The sequence below is a fragment of the Streptomyces sp. NPDC041205 genome, from assembly GCF_055591765.1.
Genome location: NZ_JBVIZH010000001.1, coordinates 903,726 through 918,964 on the forward strand (window position 1 = coordinate 903,726; position 15,239 = coordinate 918,964).

Consider the following 15,239-nt stretch of genomic DNA (forward strand, 5'->3'; position numbering starts at 1 on the left):
CGACCGCGAAGGCGGGCTGCGCGAATTCGACCTCTGGGCGGGCGCGGCTTCATCAGCTTTCTCGCCATCCCCCGCCACGAGTGCGTCTACGTCTGCCACATCACCTGGTCCGGCTGACGACCCGGCCGCACCGTCAAGGCACCTCCCCCCGGCTGCGGGCGTTCGCGTACGCCGTCGCCGCGCGCAGCCGCTCCGCGCTCGTCGCCGTCCTCAGCACCTCCGGGGCGCAGTCCCACTCCCGGCCGCCCCCGTACGGCCGCAGCTGTACGTACGGGCCCTCGTGGCCCATCACCCGGCCCACCCTGCCCGTCCTCGTGTCCACCGCGTACGTACCGATCGGCAGCCTCATGCCGTCACCGCCCCACGGCCGTGCCCGGCCGCTTTCGCCAGAGAAATTCCCGTCCGACCCAGGGCGGCGCGCAATTCTTCCACTGTTTCCTCCACCTCTTCGAGGCAACCCGCGGAGTGCTGGTGGCCTGCGGCGTTAATCGCCGTCACGTGGCTCCCCTTTGCCATCGGATTTCACGCTTCACGTCTCCACGATGACGCGGTCCGCCTACACTCGGCAGGAGTCTGTGCGCTACAAGTGCGAGGCTGAAGAGGGGAGTTCATCCATGGCCAAAGGTGCTCATGGATCCCGGCAGGCCGCCTGGGAGTTCTTCGGCGCCGAGCTCAAGCGGAGGCGCGAGGAGGCCGCGTTCACGCAGGTGGAGCTGGGTGCGCGGGTTTTTGTCTCCGGCGGGTACATCGGCCAGTTCGAACAGGCTATTCGTAAGCCGCAGTTGGATGTGGCCCAGCGGATTGACGAAACCTTACGGACTGATGGCCTTTTCGAGCGAATGTGGCGCAAGCTCATCAAGGACCAGCCGTTTGAGGCCTACTTCGCGCATGTAGCGGAGCTGGAGCGGCTGGCAACGAAAATCTGCGAGTTCGAGCCGATGCTGGTTCCTGGTCTGTTGCAGACTCCGGAGTACACCCGGGCTCTGTACGAGGCGAGCCATCCGTTCGCCACCCCGGAGTACATCGACGAGCAGATCCAGGCCCGCATGGACCGTGCCCACATCCTGAAGGACGTCACGCGGCCCGAGTACTGGGTGATCCTGCACGAGGCCGCGCTCCGCGTGCCGGTCGGCGACCCCGCCACCATGGCCGCGCAACTCGATCGCCTGTTGCAGATGGTGGGCGAGCACAAGGTGCTGATCCAGGTGATCCCCTTCGTGGCGGGAGCGCACGCGAGGATGGGCAAGATGATGCGGCTCATGGAGTTCGAGGACGCTCCGCCCGCCGTCTATACAGAAGGCGTGCATTGGGGGAATCTCCTGGACGAACCAGCAGTGGTGAAGCGCGTGCAGGGATCCTACGATCTGCTCAGGGCCGCCGCGTTGCCGCCGGAGGCGTCCCTGATACTGATCAAGTCGGCGGCGGAGGACCACAGACGATGCGTGAAGCCGACCTGAGCAACGCCCAGTGGCGCAAGAGCAGTTACAGCAGCGGCGACGGCGGTGAGAACTGCGTCGAAGTCGCCGCCGGGCTCCCCGGAAACGTCCCCGTCCGCGACAGCAAAACCAACCCCGACGGCGGCCCCGTCGTCCTCATAGGCGCCCCCGCCTGGACCACCTTCCTCACGGCTGTGTGCGGCGGCGGCGCCAGTACGCCCAGGTGACCGCCCCCAGCAAGGGCCCCCACAGCAACAACGGCGCGTAACTCACGTAGAGGGCCGCAGCCTGCCAAGGGCCCTGCCGCGTGGGGTAGTCCTCGGAGAGCGGCTCGCCCGTGATCGTCACCCCGGCCGCCTCCGCCACGAACGCGCCCGTCCACAGTGCCGTGACCAGCACGGCGCCGATCGCCGCCGGGACGACCGCCGCCATCGTCGGCACCGCACGCCCGCGCAGGAACGGCACCCAGCGCGGGAACACCTCGCCCCAGCGCGTGACGAGCCCCACCGCCGTGAAGGCGAGCAGCTCGGAGACGAGGGACAGGAACAGCATGTAGGACCACCCGGGCACCCACGCCGGGAGGTCACCCCGTTTGTCGTGGCTGCTCTCGTCGAGGAACCAGCCCGCGATGCGCCAGACACCCGAGGGCAGCGCGGTCAGCGGTACGGCGAGCGCGGCCAGCCACGCCCACTGGGGGACGCCGTCGGCGCGGGCGTGGGCGGCGGCCCAGCAGGTGCGCAACCGGCCGGGTGGGGGCGGGAGTTCGGTACGGGTGACTTCGGTACGGGTGCCGGTCGTCGTCATGGGACCAGCCTGGCGATCACGCCCCGCCGCCCGGATCGCCCACCGGGACGAAGCAGCTCCGCCGCGCGGCGGACCCGGGGTCAGCCCAGGAGATCGACGCGCGCGCCGACGCCGAGCCGTTCCGCCTCCCGGAAGGCGAGCCAGGACAGGGCGAGGTCCTGCCAGGGCAGGCCGACGGGCGCGTAGACGGAGCGGACGGCCGAGGTGCCGTCCGCGTGGGCGGCGGGCCGCTCGCCGCGCAGCACCTCGCCGAGGGTGGCGTCGGCGGCCGACGCGGGCAGCCCGGCGGCGGCCAACGCGCCCATGGACGCCGCCAGTTCACGGTCGTCCACGACGAGGTGGGCGTCCCGCAACAGGCCCCCGGCCAGCTCCTGCTTGCCGGGCTCGTCGGCGCCGAGGGTGGTGAGGTGCTGGCCGGGGCGGGTGTCGGCCAGGCCGAGGAGCGGGGTGCGGGACCAGGTGGCGAGGAGGACGACGTCGGCGAGGGCGGACACGTCGGCGGCGGACGCGGACACCTGGCCGCCGTGGCGGGCGGCGAAGTCGGCGGCGCGGTCCGCGTCCGTGTCGTACACAGCAAGGCCACTGAAGCGACGCAGCGCACGCAGGCCGCGCACCATCAGCTCCGCCTGCGCGCCCGCGCCGACCACGCCGAGCACGGCGGTGCCCGACGGGTCGGGGGCGGCGAGCGCGTGCGTGCCGAGGGCGGCGGCAAGACCCGTGCGCCACGCGGTGACCGTCGCCGAGTCGATGAGCGCCAGCAGTTCGCCGTCCGCGCCGCTGTACAGACAGATCACCCCGCGCAACGCGGGCCGCGCGGCGGGGAACTTGGCGTTGACCTTCACGGTGTATGCCTCCACACCGGGAAGCAGGCCGGGGATCAGCGCCGTCGCCGTACCGGGAAACGGCAGGTCCGAACGCACGCGCTGCCCGGCGACCGACACCTCGTCCGCCGTGCGGAAGCCGTCCGCGAGCGCATCGAGGCAGGCGGCCGGGTCGAGGAGGGCGAGGAGATCGCCTTGGGTCAGCAGACGCGTCATGCCCCGATCGTGCCACCCTCCCCACAGTCGGGTTCACGGACGTCGCGGCGGCCCGGCAGCCGCATGGCGGCGCAGGTCGCCGGGCTGGCCCAGCACCTTCCCCACGTACTCCCCGAGCCGCCCCCTGATCTCGTCCCCCGACATCCCCTCCACCGCCACCAAGTGCTCGACGAGGTCCGCCCGCACGGCCGCGAGCAGCGCGTGGGAGGCGTAGTCGGCGTCGGGCACCGCCGCCGTCGCCGCGAGGGCGTCCCGCAGGACGCCGTGCCACCAGCCGTAGTGCTCCGCCTCGTACGGGCTGCCGCCGCCCGACTCCTCCAGGGCGAGGGACAGATGGCGGTTGCCGAGCTTGAAGTCGAGGAGGGCGTCCAGGAGGGCGGGCACCCGGTCGCGGGCGGGCGCGCCGGGGCCGAGCGGCGGCGGGCCCGACTCGACGGCGGCGCGCACCGCCTCGCTGCGGGCCGTGAACACCGCGCGGATCAGGCCGGTGCGGTCGCCGAAGCGGCGGAACAGGGTGCCCTTGCCGACGCCCGCCGCGGCCGCGACCTGCTCCATGGACACCCCGCGCGGGCTCTCGCTGCGCGCGAACAGCTCGTCGGCGGCGGCGAGTACGGCCTCGCGGTTGCGCGCCGCGTCGGCGCGCGCCTTGCGCTCGGTCATGGGGACACCGTCATCTCGCGCGGGGCCTTTCGTACGGGGACACCTTTACAAAGCGGACCGGCGGTCCGTATCGTTAAGCGGACCGACAGTCCACATCTTAGAGGACGGGACACCAGCATGCCCAGCACACCGACCACCCCCTCCGACCTGTTCCGCGAGGGCATCCGCCTGCTCCTCGCCGACGACGTGGCGGGCTGGGTCGACCTGTTCGCCGAGGACGGCGTCATCGAGTTCCCCTTCGCCCCGGAGGGCTATCCGCGCCGCGTCGAGGGCCGGGACGCCATCGGCGCGTACCTGCGCGGCCTCGGCGACCACATCGCGTACGAGGACTTCCCGTACGTCGACATCCACGAGACGACCGCCCCGGAGAGGATCGTCGCCGAGATGCGTGCCACGGGCCGCGTCACCACGACGGGCGCCCCCTTCGACATGACGTACATCGCCGTGGTCACCGCCGAGGGCGGACGCTTCACGCACTACCGCGACTACTGGAACCCGCTCGGCACCCCCGCCTCCCTCAAGGAGGCCGTCCGTGCCTGAGCGACCCACCGTCCTGGTGACGGGCGCCACCGGCACCACCGGCAGCCGCCTCACCACCCGCCTCGTCGCCCTCGGCCACACCGTGCGCGCCACGAGCCGCTCGGCCCGTACCCCGCACCCGGGGGCCCGCGCGGTCCGCTTCGACTGGTACGACGAGGCGACGCACGCGCCCGCACTCCAGGGGGCCGACCGCGTCTACCTGGTGGCGCCGATCGGCGACCCCGACCCGGCCGCCGTCATGCTGCCGTTCCTGCGGCGGGCCCGCGCGGCGGGCGTGACCCGGGTGGTCCTGCTGAGTTCGTCGGCCATCGAGGCGGGCGGTCCCGTCCTCGGCCAGGTCCACCAACTCCTCGCCGAGGAAGGGGTTTTCGAGGAGTGGGCCGCGCTCCGCCCGTCCTGGTTCATGCAGAACTTCACCGCCGACCACCTGCACGCCGAAAGCGTCCGCACCGACGGGGTCCTGACGACCGCCACCGGCACGGGCCGGGTGCCGTTCGTCGACGCCGACGACATCGCGGCGGTGGCCGCGCACGCCCTCACCGCCGTGCCCGCGCCCGAGCACGACCTGGTGATCACCGGCCCGGAGGCGCTGACGTACGACGAGGTGGCGGCGACGCTCACCGACGCCACGGGACGAGCGGTCACCCACCACGCGGTGTCGGCCGGGCAGCTCGCCGACCGGCTCACGGAACGCGGCCTGCCCGCCGGGTTCGCCCGCGTCCTCGCCGCCCTCGACGACGCCGTCCGGGGCGGCGCCGAGGACCGCGTCACGGACACCGTGGCCCGCCTCACCGGCCGGGCGCCCCGCTCCTTCGCGGACTACTGCCGGGAGGCCTGGTCGCGCTCGACCGTCACCGCCCCGTCGCGGTGATCGAGGCGCAGCCGCACCCTCTCCCCCGCCGCCGTCACCCGAGTCCGCACCTGCACGCCCTCGGGGAGGCCCGCCACGACGGGCGACACCCCGGCCTCCGCCCGCACCCGGTCGAGCAGTTCGCGCATCGTCTTGGGGTCGGGGCCGAGGCCCAGGTACCAGGCGGTGCCCCGGCCGTAGTCGTGCCGGGTCACGGCGGGGCCGCCCCCGTCGTACGCGAGGATCTGCTCGGCGCCCTCCAGGCGGATCTCCTCCGCCCAGGCTCCGTCGGGGCGCGGGTCGAACTCCTCGACGGTCAGGCCGAGGACCTCGCGCAGCGGTCCCGGGTAGCCGCCGAGGTGCACGCGGTCGTGCTCGTCGGTGATGCCGGAGAAGTACGACACGACGAGCGTGCCGCCGTCCCGCACGTAGTCGGTGAGGCGTGCGGCCGTGTCGAGCGACAGGGAGTACAGGTGCGGCACGAGCAGCAGCCGGTACGCCGCCAGGTCCCCGTCGACCGGCACCACGTCGCACGCCACCGACGCGTCGTACAGCGCCTTGTGGTGGGCGAGCGCCCCGTCCAGGTAGTCGATGGGGGCCGGGTGCGCGTCCGTCTCCAGGGCCCACCAGTTGGGCCAGTCGAGGAGGAGGGCCGCGTCCGCGCGGTCGGGGCGTGACCTCAACAGGTCGGGGTGTGCGGCGAGTTCGGCGCCGAGCTCCGTCACCTCGCGGAACACGCGGGTCTCGCGGCCCGCGTGCGGCACCATCGCCGAGTGGAACTTCTCGGCGCCGCCGCGCGACTGGCGCCACTGGAAGAACAGCACCGCGTCCGCGCCGTGCGCCACGGCCTGCCAGCTGTCCAGGCGCATCCGTCCGGGCGGCTTGCGGCCGTTGTGGGCACGCCAGTTGACGGCCGAGGGCGCCTGTTCGAGGAGCAGCCAGGGCTGTCCGGCCTTCAGGCCGCGCATCACGTCGTAGCTGAAGGCGGTGCGCTGGGCGGCGTCCGGGTCGTGCGGGTCGGGATAGGAGTCGTACGAGACGACGTCCAGGTGCGGGGCCCAGCGGAACAGGTCGAGGGTCTTGGCGACGGGCACGAAGTTCGTGGTGACGGGGGTGTGCGGGGTGACGCGGGCGAGGACGTCCTTCTCGGCCAGGTAGCAGGCGAGGAGTTCGTCGGAGGAGAAGCGGAGGAAGTCGGCGCGCTGGGCCGGGTTGCGGAAGGAGGGGGCCGCGCGCGGGGTGTGGATCTCCTCCCAGGTGCTGTAGCGCTGCGACCAGAACGTCGTCGACCAGGCGTCGTTCAGCGCGTCGACCGTCCCGTACCGTGCGCGCAGCCAGTCGCGGAACGCCGCCGTGGACACCTCGCAGTGGCAGTGCCGCGAGATGTGGCAGCCGTACTCGTTGCCGATGTGCCACAGGGCGAGCGCCGGATGGTCCGCGTACCGGGTCGCGAGGCGTTCCGTCAGGCGCACCGCGTGGCTGCGGAAGACGGGGCTGGAGGGGCACCAGTGCTGGCGGGAGCCGGGGTGCAGGCGGGTGCCGTCCTCCATGACGGGGAGCGTCTCGGGGTGCAGCCGGGCCAGCCACGGGGGCGGGGACGCGGTCATCGTGGCCAGGCACACGGCGACACCCGCGGCGGCGAGGCGGTCCAGGTGGGCGTCCAGCCAGGTGAAGTCGTAGGCGCCGGGGGTCGGTTCGGTGGTGGCCCAGCCGAAGATGCCGAGCGTCACCAGGTTCACGCCCGCCGCGCGCATCAGCTCGACGTCCTCGGCGTGCACGTCGGGGCCCCATTGCTCGGGGTTGTAGTCGCCGCCGTACGCGGGGGACGCCAGCTTGTCGTAGAAGCGGTCCAGATTGCCTCCGCTATCGCTACCGCCGCCGTCGCCGCCGCTGCCGTCCGGGCTCATCCCACACCTCTCGATTCCTGTCCCGCCCGCGCCTCGATGCCGCGGAAGTGGTCCGCCATCGCCCGCTGCGCCGCGCCCGCGTCGCCCGCGCGCAGCGCCGCCACTATGTCGCGGTGCCTGCGTACGGTGACGTCGGGCGCCGGGTCCCGCGACCAGCCGCGGACGCCCGCGACCCGGTGGAAGACGTGCCAGAACGCGCCGAGCAACTGGGTGACCAGTGCGTTGCCGAGCGGCCTGTACAGCGCCTCGTGGAACTCGCGGTCGAGGTCGGGGAAGGCCTCCCCGGCCGCCGCGGCCTCCTCCATCCGCCGCACCAGATCCTCCAGGCCGCTCAGCTCGGCGTCGGTGAGCACCGCCGCGACCGCACGCACAAGACCCTCCTCCAGGACCGCGCGGACCTGGAGGATCTCGGCGAGCGCGTGCGAGTCGTCGGCGAGCTGGACCAGGGTGCGGAAGGTCAGGCCGTCGGCGAGGGGGGTCAGGGAGGCCTGGCCGACGTAGGTGCCGTAGCCGTGCCGGATCTCCACGATGTCGAGGGCCTGCAGCGCCTTGAGTGCCTCGCGCACGGAGTTGCGGCTGACGCCCAGCTCCTCCATCAGCTCGGCCTCGGTGGGCAGCAGGGCGCCGGGGCGCAGCCGCCGGTCCAGGATCAGCTGCGTGACCTCGCGCTGGACCTGGCCGCTCACACGCCGTTCACCGGACCGCCTTGGGGCGGGCCCGGGCCGTTCACGGATGGGCTCCTGAGGCATGCGCCACATCGTAGGCACGGATGACATCCCACGTCCCACCTCCGGACGAGACTTATGCGCGCGCGGCCGCCGGCGCGGGCCTGAGGGTTGCTCAATTCCGATCCGGGAACAGCAGGTTCTGATCCGTGCGCGTTCTCTTGACCGGCACTCCCGGCCCTCTTATGGTCGCCACGCCAGCATGACGTAGGACGTGGGATCTCCCACCGGAAGCACTGCACCTCCCTCTCACCCGGCACTTGGGGAGCAGGCCTCCCCACTCCTTCATGGAGGCACTGTGAGCCACCTGATCCCCGTGACGCGCGACGGCGGGCACGGCCCCGACCGCCGGTCCTTCCTGAAGTACACCGGCGCCCTGGGCGCGGCAGCGGGTCTCACCGGCACGCTCGCGGCCTGCTCGGGACCGGAGTCGACGAACGACACCGGTGGCGGCGGCAAGGACGGCGGCACCCTGACGGCCGTCATCGGCTATGGCAACGACGGCAGTTGGGACCCGACGCAGACGGCGTCGGCGTTCGCGATGGCAGGCAACGAGCACATCTACGAGGCGCTGCTCGGCACCGACCCCATCAGCCGGGAGCCCTACGCCCAGCTCGCCACGGCGGTGCCCGCCGACCTGAAGGCGACGACCTGGAAGTTCGAGCTGCGCGCGGGCGCCACCTGGCACGACGGCAAGCCCGTCACCGCCGACGACGTGGTGTTCGTGTTCGACCGGATCCTGGACCCGAAGACGCAGACGCTGGCCAAGGGCTTCTTCGAGAGCTGGCTGAAGGAGGTCAGGAAGGTCGACGCGCGGAACGTGGAGCTGGTCCTGAAGTTCCCCTTCCCGGACGGCGCGGCCCGGCTCACCCTCGCCAAGATCATGCCGAAGCACGTCTACTCCAAGCCGGGCGCCTGGGACGACGCGACCAAGGGCAAGGCCGTCGGCTCGGGCCCGTACCGGCAGACCGCCCACCACCCGAAGTCGAACACGACGTTCGAGGCCTTCGCCGACTACAACGGCCCGCGCAAGGCCGCCTTCAAGAAGATGAACTGGCTGACGATCGTCGACGCGGCCCCGCGCGTCGCGAAGATCTCCGGCGCCAGCGCGGACGCCGAGATCTCCGACAACATCCCGTACGCCAACATCGAGCAGCTGAAGAAGGGCGGCATGACGGTCGAGGGCGGGGCCGGCATGAACAACCTCTTCCTGATGTTCAACACCGCGCACAAGCCGTTCGACGACGTGCGGGTGCGCCAGGCGCTGCACTACGCCATCGACCGGGAGAAGATGATCGAGGTCGCCCTGAAGGGGCACGGCAAGGCCGCCTCGTCCTTCCTCAACGAGGGCAACCCCAGCTACCGCCCGGCGAAGACCGTCTACGCGTACGACCCGAAGAAGGCCAAGGCGCTCCTGAAGGAGGCCGGGGTCGAGGACCTGAAGATCAACATCATGGCGGTCAACGTCAGCTGGATCGTCGACTGCCTGCCCACCATCAAGGCGTCCTGGGACGCGATCGGCGTACAGACCACGCTCGACCCGCAGGAGACCACGGCCGTCTTCACCAAGATGGACCAGAAGAAGGACTACCAGGTCGTCGCCGCCGCCTCGAACCCCAACCAGTTCGGCATCGAGGCCGACCTGATCATGCATTACAACTACGGGCCCGACAACCTGTGGATGGGTTACGCCCGCTGGGCGAAGGACGCCCGCGCCAAGGAGTTGTTCCGCCTCATGGACCGGGCGACACGCGAGCCGGACGCCACCCGGAAGAAGACGATGGTGCAGGACTACATCGACATCGTCGCCGAGGAGGCCGTGCTGTACCCCGTGGTGCACAACGAGCTGATGACGGCGTGGGACCCCGAGCAGCTCACCGGTGTCCGCGCCCAGCCCTACCCCGGCATCAACCTCCTGCAGTCCAAGTGGGCCTGAGCGACTTGAGGAACCCGTACGCCGAGAGCGACCCGAGGAGCCGTACGCCGTGAGCGACCCGAGGAGGCCGTACGCCGTGAGCGACCAGAGGAGCGTCAAGCAGTGACCGCGATCCTGCGTATCCTGGCCCGCCGCATCGCCCTGCTCGTGCCGCTGCTGCTCGGCATCGTGCTCTTCGTGTTCCTCGTGATGCGGTTCTCCGACATCGACCCGGCGTCGGCGTTCTTCCAGGGCGCGAACCCCACCCAGGAGCAGCTGCACCAGTTCCGCGAGGACAACGGCCTGCTCGATCCGCTGCCGGTGCGCTACGTCGACTTCGTGGGCGACCTCATCGGCGGCGACATGGGCATCAGCGTCCTGACCCGGTCCCCCGTCATCGACCAGATCACCACCGCGCTGCCGCTGACGATGCAGCTGACCTTCCTCGGCCTCGGCGTCGCGGTGCTGCTCTCCCTGCCGCTCGGCGTGCTCGCCGCGATCTACCGCGACCGGCTGCCCGACCAGATCATCCGCGTCGTCTCCCTGACCGGCGTCGCGGCGCCCGGCTTCTGGCTGGCCCTGCTGATGATCCAGTACCTGGCGGTCGACCTGGGCTGGTTCCCGACCGGCGGCTACGTCAACCCGGCCGACTCCTTCACCGGCTGGCTGAAGACGATGACGCTGCCCGCCCTCGCCCTGTCCCTGCCGGTGGCCGCGCAGATGACCCGCATCGTGCGCACCGCCGTCGTGGAGGAGTTGGACAAGGACTACGTCCGCACGGCCGTCGGCAGCGGTCTGCCGCCGGTCGTGGTGGTCGGCCGCAACGTCCTGCGCAACGCCCTCATCAACCCGCTGACCGTGCTCGGCCTGCGCGTCGGCTACCTCCTCGGCGGCGCGGTCGTCATCGAGACGATCTTCTCGCTGCCCGGCATGGGCAAACTCATGATCGACGCGGTGAAGAACGGTGACCCGGCCGTCGTGCAGGGCGTCGTCATCACCACGGCCGTCGGCTTCGTCGTGGTGAACCTGGTGATCGACATCCTCTATCTGCTGGTGAACCCGCGCCTGAGGGGAACCTCCTGATGCTCCAGTCGCGCAAGAAACTCACCGAGCGCCTTGCCGTGCCCGGCATCCGGCTGCGGGCCCTGGCGAAGCTGCCGGTCCTCTCCCGCGTCTCCCTCGGCGTCGTCTCCGTCGTCGTCCTCGTCGCCCTGTTCGCCCCGCTCATCGCCCCGCACGACCCACTCGACCAGCAGACCCTCGTCGACGGCACCGGCCACCCCTCCGCCGACCACTGGATGGGCCAGGACAGCCTCGGCCGGGACATCCTCAGCCGGCTGATGTACGGGGCGCGCTGGTCCCTCGCCATCGGCCTGGGCGCGACGACGCTCGCGCTGATCGTCGGCGCGGTCATCGGCGCCGTCGCGGCGACCTCCCGCAAGGCCGTCGACGAGACGCTGATGCGCTGCCTGGACGTCGTCATGGCGTTCCCGGGCATCGCGCTCGCGGCGGTCCTCGTCGCTGTCTTCGGCGGCGGCATCACCGTCCTGATCTGCGCGATCGCCTTCCTGTTCACCCCGCCGATCGCCCGTGTCGTACGCGCCAACGTGCTCGATCAGTACGGCGAGGACTACGTGGTCGCCGAACGCGTCATCGGCGCCCGCACCCCGCACATCGTCATCAAGCACGTCGCCATCAACTGTGCCGCCCCGGTCCTGGTGTTCTGCACCGTCCAGGTCGCCGAGGCGATCGTGTTCGAGGCGTCCCTGTCGTTCATCGGCGCGGGCGTGCGGCCCCCGGACCCGTCCTGGGGCAGCGTCATCGCCGACGGCAAGAACATGGTCCTCATCGGCGGCTGGTGGGCGACGGTCTTCCCCGGCCTCCTGATGCTCCTGACCGTGCTCTCCCTGAACGTGCTCTCCGAAGGTGTCTCCGACGCCTGGGCCGCGCCGTCCGGCCGTGACGTCACCGGCCCCGGACGCAAGGACGACCCGGTCGAGGCGCCCGAGCCGGGCAGCGGCGAGGTCCTGGAGCTGCCGGGCCTGACCGAGGCGGCGGCGCGGCTGCGCGCACGGGCCCGGCCGCTGCCCGAAGGGGCGCCCGTGCTCAGCGTGCGGGACCTGGCCATCGGCTTCGAGGAGCGGCACTCCGGCGTCGACATCGTCGACGGCATCAGCTTCGAGGTCCGGCCCGGCGAAGTCCTCGGCCTCGTCGGCGAGTCCGGCTGCGGCAAGTCCCTGACCGCGCTCACCGTCATGGGCCTGGAACCCAAGGGGGCCAGGGTGCGCGGGCACGTCACCTTCGACGGGCGGGAGCTGATCGGCCTGCCCATGCGGGCCCGGCGGCGGCTCCTCGGCCACGACATGGCGATGATCTACCAGGACGCCCTGTCGTCCCTGAACCCGGCGATGACGGTACGCGCCCAGCTGGGGCAGGTCGTCCGGCGCGGCGGCCACCGCTCCCCCGCCGAACTCCTCGCCCTCGTCGGCCTCGACCCCGACCGCACCCTGCGCAGCTATCCGCACGAGCTGTCCGGCGGCCAGCGCCAGCGCGTCCTCATCGCCATGGCCCTGTCCCGCGACCCCAAGCTGATCGTCGCCGACGAGCCCACCACCGCGCTCGACGTGACCGTGCAGGCCCAGGTCATCCAACTCCTGCTGCGGCTGCGCGCCGAGCTGGGCTTCGCCCTCATCCTCGTCTCGCACGACCTGGCGCTGATCGCCGACGTCACCGACCGGGTCGCGGTCATGTACGGCGGCCAGATCGTCGAGACGGGCGTGACCGCCGACCTCGTCGAGGCCCCCACCCACCACTACACGCGCGGCCTGCTCGGCTCCGTGCTCTCCCTGGAGTCCGCCGCCGAACGCCTCACCCAGATCAAGGGCGTCGTCCCCTCACCGGCCGACTTCCCCGCGGGCTGCCGCTTCGCCGACCGGTGCCCGCTCGCCGACGCCCTGTGCCACACCACCGCCCCCGAACTCCTCGGCGAGATGCGGCACCGGACGGCCTGCCACCATCCCGCACCCGTCGTCGAGACAGCGGAGCCGCGGCTCCCAGGAAGCGAGGCGGTCCGTGACCGTGGCTGAGACCGTGCCCCCCGGCGACCTGCCCGACGACGACCCCACCGCCCTGGTCACGCTGCGCGACGCACACGTCGTCCACAAGGCCCGCACCGGCGGCCTGTTCTCCCGCGACCGGGTGTACGCCCTCACCGGCGCCGACCTGACCATCGCCCCCGGCGAGACCGTCGGCGTCGTCGGCGAGTCCGGCTGCGGCAAGTCGACCCTCGCGAAGGTCCTCCTCGGCATCCAGCCGCCGACGTCCGGGCTCGTCGCGTTCCGCGGCCGGGACCTGTGGGAGATGGGCGCCGCCGAGCGCCGCACCACGATCGGCACCGGCACCGCCATGATCTTCCAGGACCCCTCGACGGCCCTCAACCGCCGCCTGCCCATCCGCCAGATCCTGCGCGACCCCCTCGACGTGCACCGCCGCGGCACCCCCGCCGAGCGCACCGACCGGGTGCGCGAGCTGATGAGCCTCGTCGGCCTGCCCACCGTCCTCGCCGACGCCCTGCCCGGACAGCTCTCCGGCGGCCAGCGCCAGCGCGTCGCCATCGCCCGCGCGCTCGCCCTCGAACCCGAGCTCGTCGTCGCCGACGAGCCGACCAGCGCCCTCGACGTCTCCGTACGCGCCCAGATCCTCAACCTGCTCCTCGACCTCAAGGAGCGCCTGAACCTCTCCCTGGTCTTCGTCTCCCACGACATCCAGACCGTCCGCAGGATGAGCGACCGCGTCATCACCATGTACCTCGGCCGGATCGTCGAGGAGTCACCCGCCGCCGAGATCCTCGACAACGCCCGGCACCCGTACACCCGGGCGCTGTTCTCGGCCACACCCGGACTGCTCGACCCGATCGACCCGATTCCGCTCGTCGGCCCGGTACCGTCGGCCACGCGGCCGCCCAGCGGGTGCCCCTTCCGCACCCGGTGCTGGAAGGCCGACGAGGTGTGCGCGACGGCCATGCCGGACGTCGCGGACGCCGGTGCCGAGCATCGGTACCGGTGCCACCACCCCGTACTGGCGGGCGAGTCCACGCGGGACCTCGTCAGCCAGTCGTCCGCAGCGACGGCCGCCGCCACGGCCACGCCCAAGGAGACTCCGTGACCCTGCCGAACCTTCCCTCCCCGTTGACCGGTGTCGTCCCTCCCGTCTGCACCCCCCTGACCCCGGACAACGAGGTGGACGTGGCCTCGCTGGAACGCCTCGTCGACCATCTGGTCGACGGCGGCGTCGACGGTCTCTTCGTGCTCGGCTCGTCCTCCGAGGCCGCGTATCTGCCGGACGGGCACCGCGAGGTCGTCGTGGACCGCGTCGTCCGGTACGTCGGCGGGCAGTTGCCCGTCCTCGCCGGGGCCATCGACATGACCACCCTGCGCGTGCTCGACCACGTCCGGGCCGCCGCCGACGCGGGCGCCGACGGCGTCGTCGTCACCGCCCCCTTCTACACCCGCACCCATCCCGCCGAGGTCGCCCGCCACTTCCGCCTCGTCGCCGCCCGCGGGGCGCTGCCCGTCTTCGCCTACGACCTCCCCGTCTCCGTCCACACCAAGCTCGACGCCGACCTCGTCCTCGAACTCGCCGCCGACGGTGCGCTGGCCGGGCTCAAGGACTCCAGCGGCGACGACGGAGGGCTGCGGCGCGTCGTCCTCGGCGCCCGCGCCCGCAGCCTCTCCTCCTTCGCCGTCCTCACCGGCTCCGAACTCACCGTCGACTCCGCCCTCGCCATGGGCGCCGACGGTGTCGTCCCCGGCCTCGGGAACGTCGATCCGCACGGCTACGTACGCCTCTACCGCTACGCCCGCGCGGGCGACTGGGAGCGGGCTCGGGCCGAGCAGGAACGGTTGTGCGCACTGTTCCGCATGGTCGGCGTCGGTGACCCCCTGCGGATGGGGGCCAGTTCCTCCAGCCTCGGGGCGTTCAAGGCCGCGCTGCACCTCCGCGGCATCATCGACTGCCCCCTCACCGCGGCGCCCCAGGTCCCGCTGTCCGAGGCCGAGACGGAGCAGGTGGGCAAGCATTTGGCCGCGGCGGGGTTGCTGTAGGCCTCGCGGGTGCGCCCCAGTCCCGCCCCTTCCCGAACTGGGGCTCCGCCCCAGACCCCGCTCCTCAAACGCCGGAGGGGCTGAAATACAGCCTCGGACGAGCTGAAATGCAGCTCTGGGCGGACTGAAGCGCGGCCCCGGACCGAGCCGAAATACAGCCCCGGACGAGCTGGAGCGCAGCCTCGGACGAGCTGAAATGCAGCTCTGGGCGGGACTGGAGTGCGGCCTCGGACGAGCTGGAGCGCGGCCGCGCAGGGGCTGAA

15 protein-coding genes are annotated in these 15,239 nt (G+C 71.9%); 9 read left to right on the forward strand and 6 right to left on the reverse strand.

The features are described from left to right. Positions 1-133 precede the first annotated feature (133 nt). Positions 134-349 carry a hypothetical protein gene (locus ACZ6BG_RS04035; RefSeq protein WP_468996613.1) on the reverse strand — a complete coding sequence of 72 codons (216 nt, stop codon included), beginning with the start codon at positions 347-349 and terminating at the stop codon, positions 134-136. Between the two features lie 265 nt (positions 350-614). On the opposite strand from ACZ6BG_RS04035, the gene ACZ6BG_RS04040 reads away from it, so the two are divergent. After that, positions 615-1,457: a helix-turn-helix domain-containing protein gene (locus tag ACZ6BG_RS04040; RefSeq protein ID WP_468996615.1), complete on the forward strand. Its 843-nt coding sequence runs from the start codon at positions 615-617 to the stop codon at positions 1,455-1,457. Beyond that, the gene (locus ACZ6BG_RS04045) at positions 1,439-1,663 is read left to right on the forward strand and encodes a DUF397 domain-containing protein (RefSeq protein ID WP_468996616.1); all 225 of its coding nucleotides are present in this window, start codon (positions 1,439-1,441) and stop codon (positions 1,661-1,663) included. The genes ACZ6BG_RS04040 and ACZ6BG_RS04045 overlap by 19 nt, the downstream gene beginning before the upstream one ends. On the opposite strand, the gene ACZ6BG_RS04050 is transcribed toward ACZ6BG_RS04045, so the two are convergent. From ACZ6BG_RS04050 to ACZ6BG_RS04060, 3 genes are all read right to left on the reverse strand, one after another. Further along, positions 1,623-2,240, reverse strand: a complete 618-nt coding sequence (locus ACZ6BG_RS04050; protein WP_468996618.1) for a hypothetical protein — start codon at positions 2,238-2,240, stop codon at positions 1,623-1,625. The genes ACZ6BG_RS04045 and ACZ6BG_RS04050 overlap by 41 nt on opposite strands. An 80-nt stretch (positions 2,241-2,320) precedes the next feature. Further along, on the reverse strand, positions 2,321-3,277 hold the full coding sequence (locus ACZ6BG_RS04055; RefSeq protein ID WP_468996620.1) for an ornithine cyclodeaminase family protein: 957 nt from the start codon (positions 3,275-3,277) through the stop codon (positions 2,321-2,323). Between the two features lie 33 nt (positions 3,278-3,310). Next, positions 3,311-3,937, reverse strand: a complete 627-nt coding sequence (locus ACZ6BG_RS04060) for a TetR/AcrR family transcriptional regulator (protein WP_468996622.1) — start codon at positions 3,935-3,937, stop codon at positions 3,311-3,313. Positions 3,938-4,054: 117 nt separating this feature from the next. Here ACZ6BG_RS04060 and ACZ6BG_RS04065 point away from each other — a divergent pair, with 117 nt between their 5' ends. Both ACZ6BG_RS04065 and ACZ6BG_RS04070 read left to right on the forward strand, forming a co-directional pair. Further along, on the forward strand, positions 4,055-4,477 hold the full coding sequence (locus tag ACZ6BG_RS04065; protein WP_468996624.1) for a nuclear transport factor 2 family protein: 423 nt from the start codon (positions 4,055-4,057) through the stop codon (positions 4,475-4,477). Then, on the forward strand, positions 4,470-5,348 hold the full coding sequence (locus tag ACZ6BG_RS04070) for an NmrA family NAD(P)-binding protein (protein WP_468996626.1): 879 nt from the start codon (positions 4,470-4,472) through the stop codon (positions 5,346-5,348). Before ACZ6BG_RS04065 ends, ACZ6BG_RS04070 begins: the two co-directional genes overlap by 8 nt. Here ACZ6BG_RS04070 and ACZ6BG_RS04075 read toward each other — a convergent pair. After that, complete coding sequence (locus ACZ6BG_RS04075) at positions 5,297-7,234, reverse strand: beta-galactosidase (RefSeq protein WP_468996629.1); 1,938 nt, start codon at positions 7,232-7,234, stop codon at positions 5,297-5,299. The two genes, ACZ6BG_RS04070 and ACZ6BG_RS04075, sit on opposite strands and share 52 nt — an antisense overlap. After that, positions 7,231-7,992, reverse strand: coding sequence for a FadR/GntR family transcriptional regulator (locus ACZ6BG_RS04080; protein ID WP_468997910.1), 762 nt, complete (start codon positions 7,990-7,992; stop codon positions 7,231-7,233). Before ACZ6BG_RS04080 ends, ACZ6BG_RS04075 begins: the two co-directional genes overlap by 4 nt. 274 nt (positions 7,993-8,266) lie before the next feature. Between ACZ6BG_RS04080 and ACZ6BG_RS04085 the strand changes: the two genes are divergently transcribed. From ACZ6BG_RS04085 to ACZ6BG_RS04105, 5 genes are all read left to right on the forward strand, one after another. Next, positions 8,267-9,895 (forward strand): ABC transporter substrate-binding protein, encoded by a 1,629-nt coding sequence (locus tag ACZ6BG_RS04085; RefSeq protein ID WP_468997912.1) that lies wholly within the window; start codon positions 8,267-8,269, stop codon positions 9,893-9,895. 102 nt (positions 9,896-9,997) lie between these two features. Beyond that, complete coding sequence (locus ACZ6BG_RS04090) at positions 9,998-10,957, forward strand: ABC transporter permease (RefSeq protein ID WP_468996631.1); 960 nt, start codon at positions 9,998-10,000, stop codon at positions 10,955-10,957. Continuing rightward, positions 10,957-12,960, forward strand: a complete 2,004-nt coding sequence (locus ACZ6BG_RS04095; protein ID WP_468996633.1) for a dipeptide/oligopeptide/nickel ABC transporter permease/ATP-binding protein — start codon at positions 10,957-10,959, stop codon at positions 12,958-12,960. Before ACZ6BG_RS04090 ends, ACZ6BG_RS04095 begins: the two co-directional genes overlap by 1 nt. Continuing rightward, positions 12,953-14,038 carry an oligopeptide/dipeptide ABC transporter ATP-binding protein gene (locus tag ACZ6BG_RS04100; protein ID WP_468997914.1) on the forward strand — a complete coding sequence of 362 codons (1,086 nt, stop codon included), beginning with the start codon at positions 12,953-12,955 and terminating at the stop codon, positions 14,036-14,038. Before ACZ6BG_RS04095 ends, ACZ6BG_RS04100 begins: the two co-directional genes overlap by 8 nt. After that, positions 14,035-14,976, forward strand: coding sequence for a dihydrodipicolinate synthase family protein (locus ACZ6BG_RS04105; protein ID WP_468996637.1), 942 nt, complete (start codon positions 14,035-14,037; stop codon positions 14,974-14,976). Before ACZ6BG_RS04100 ends, ACZ6BG_RS04105 begins: the two co-directional genes overlap by 4 nt. The last annotated feature ends 263 nt before the right edge of the window (positions 14,977-15,239 follow it).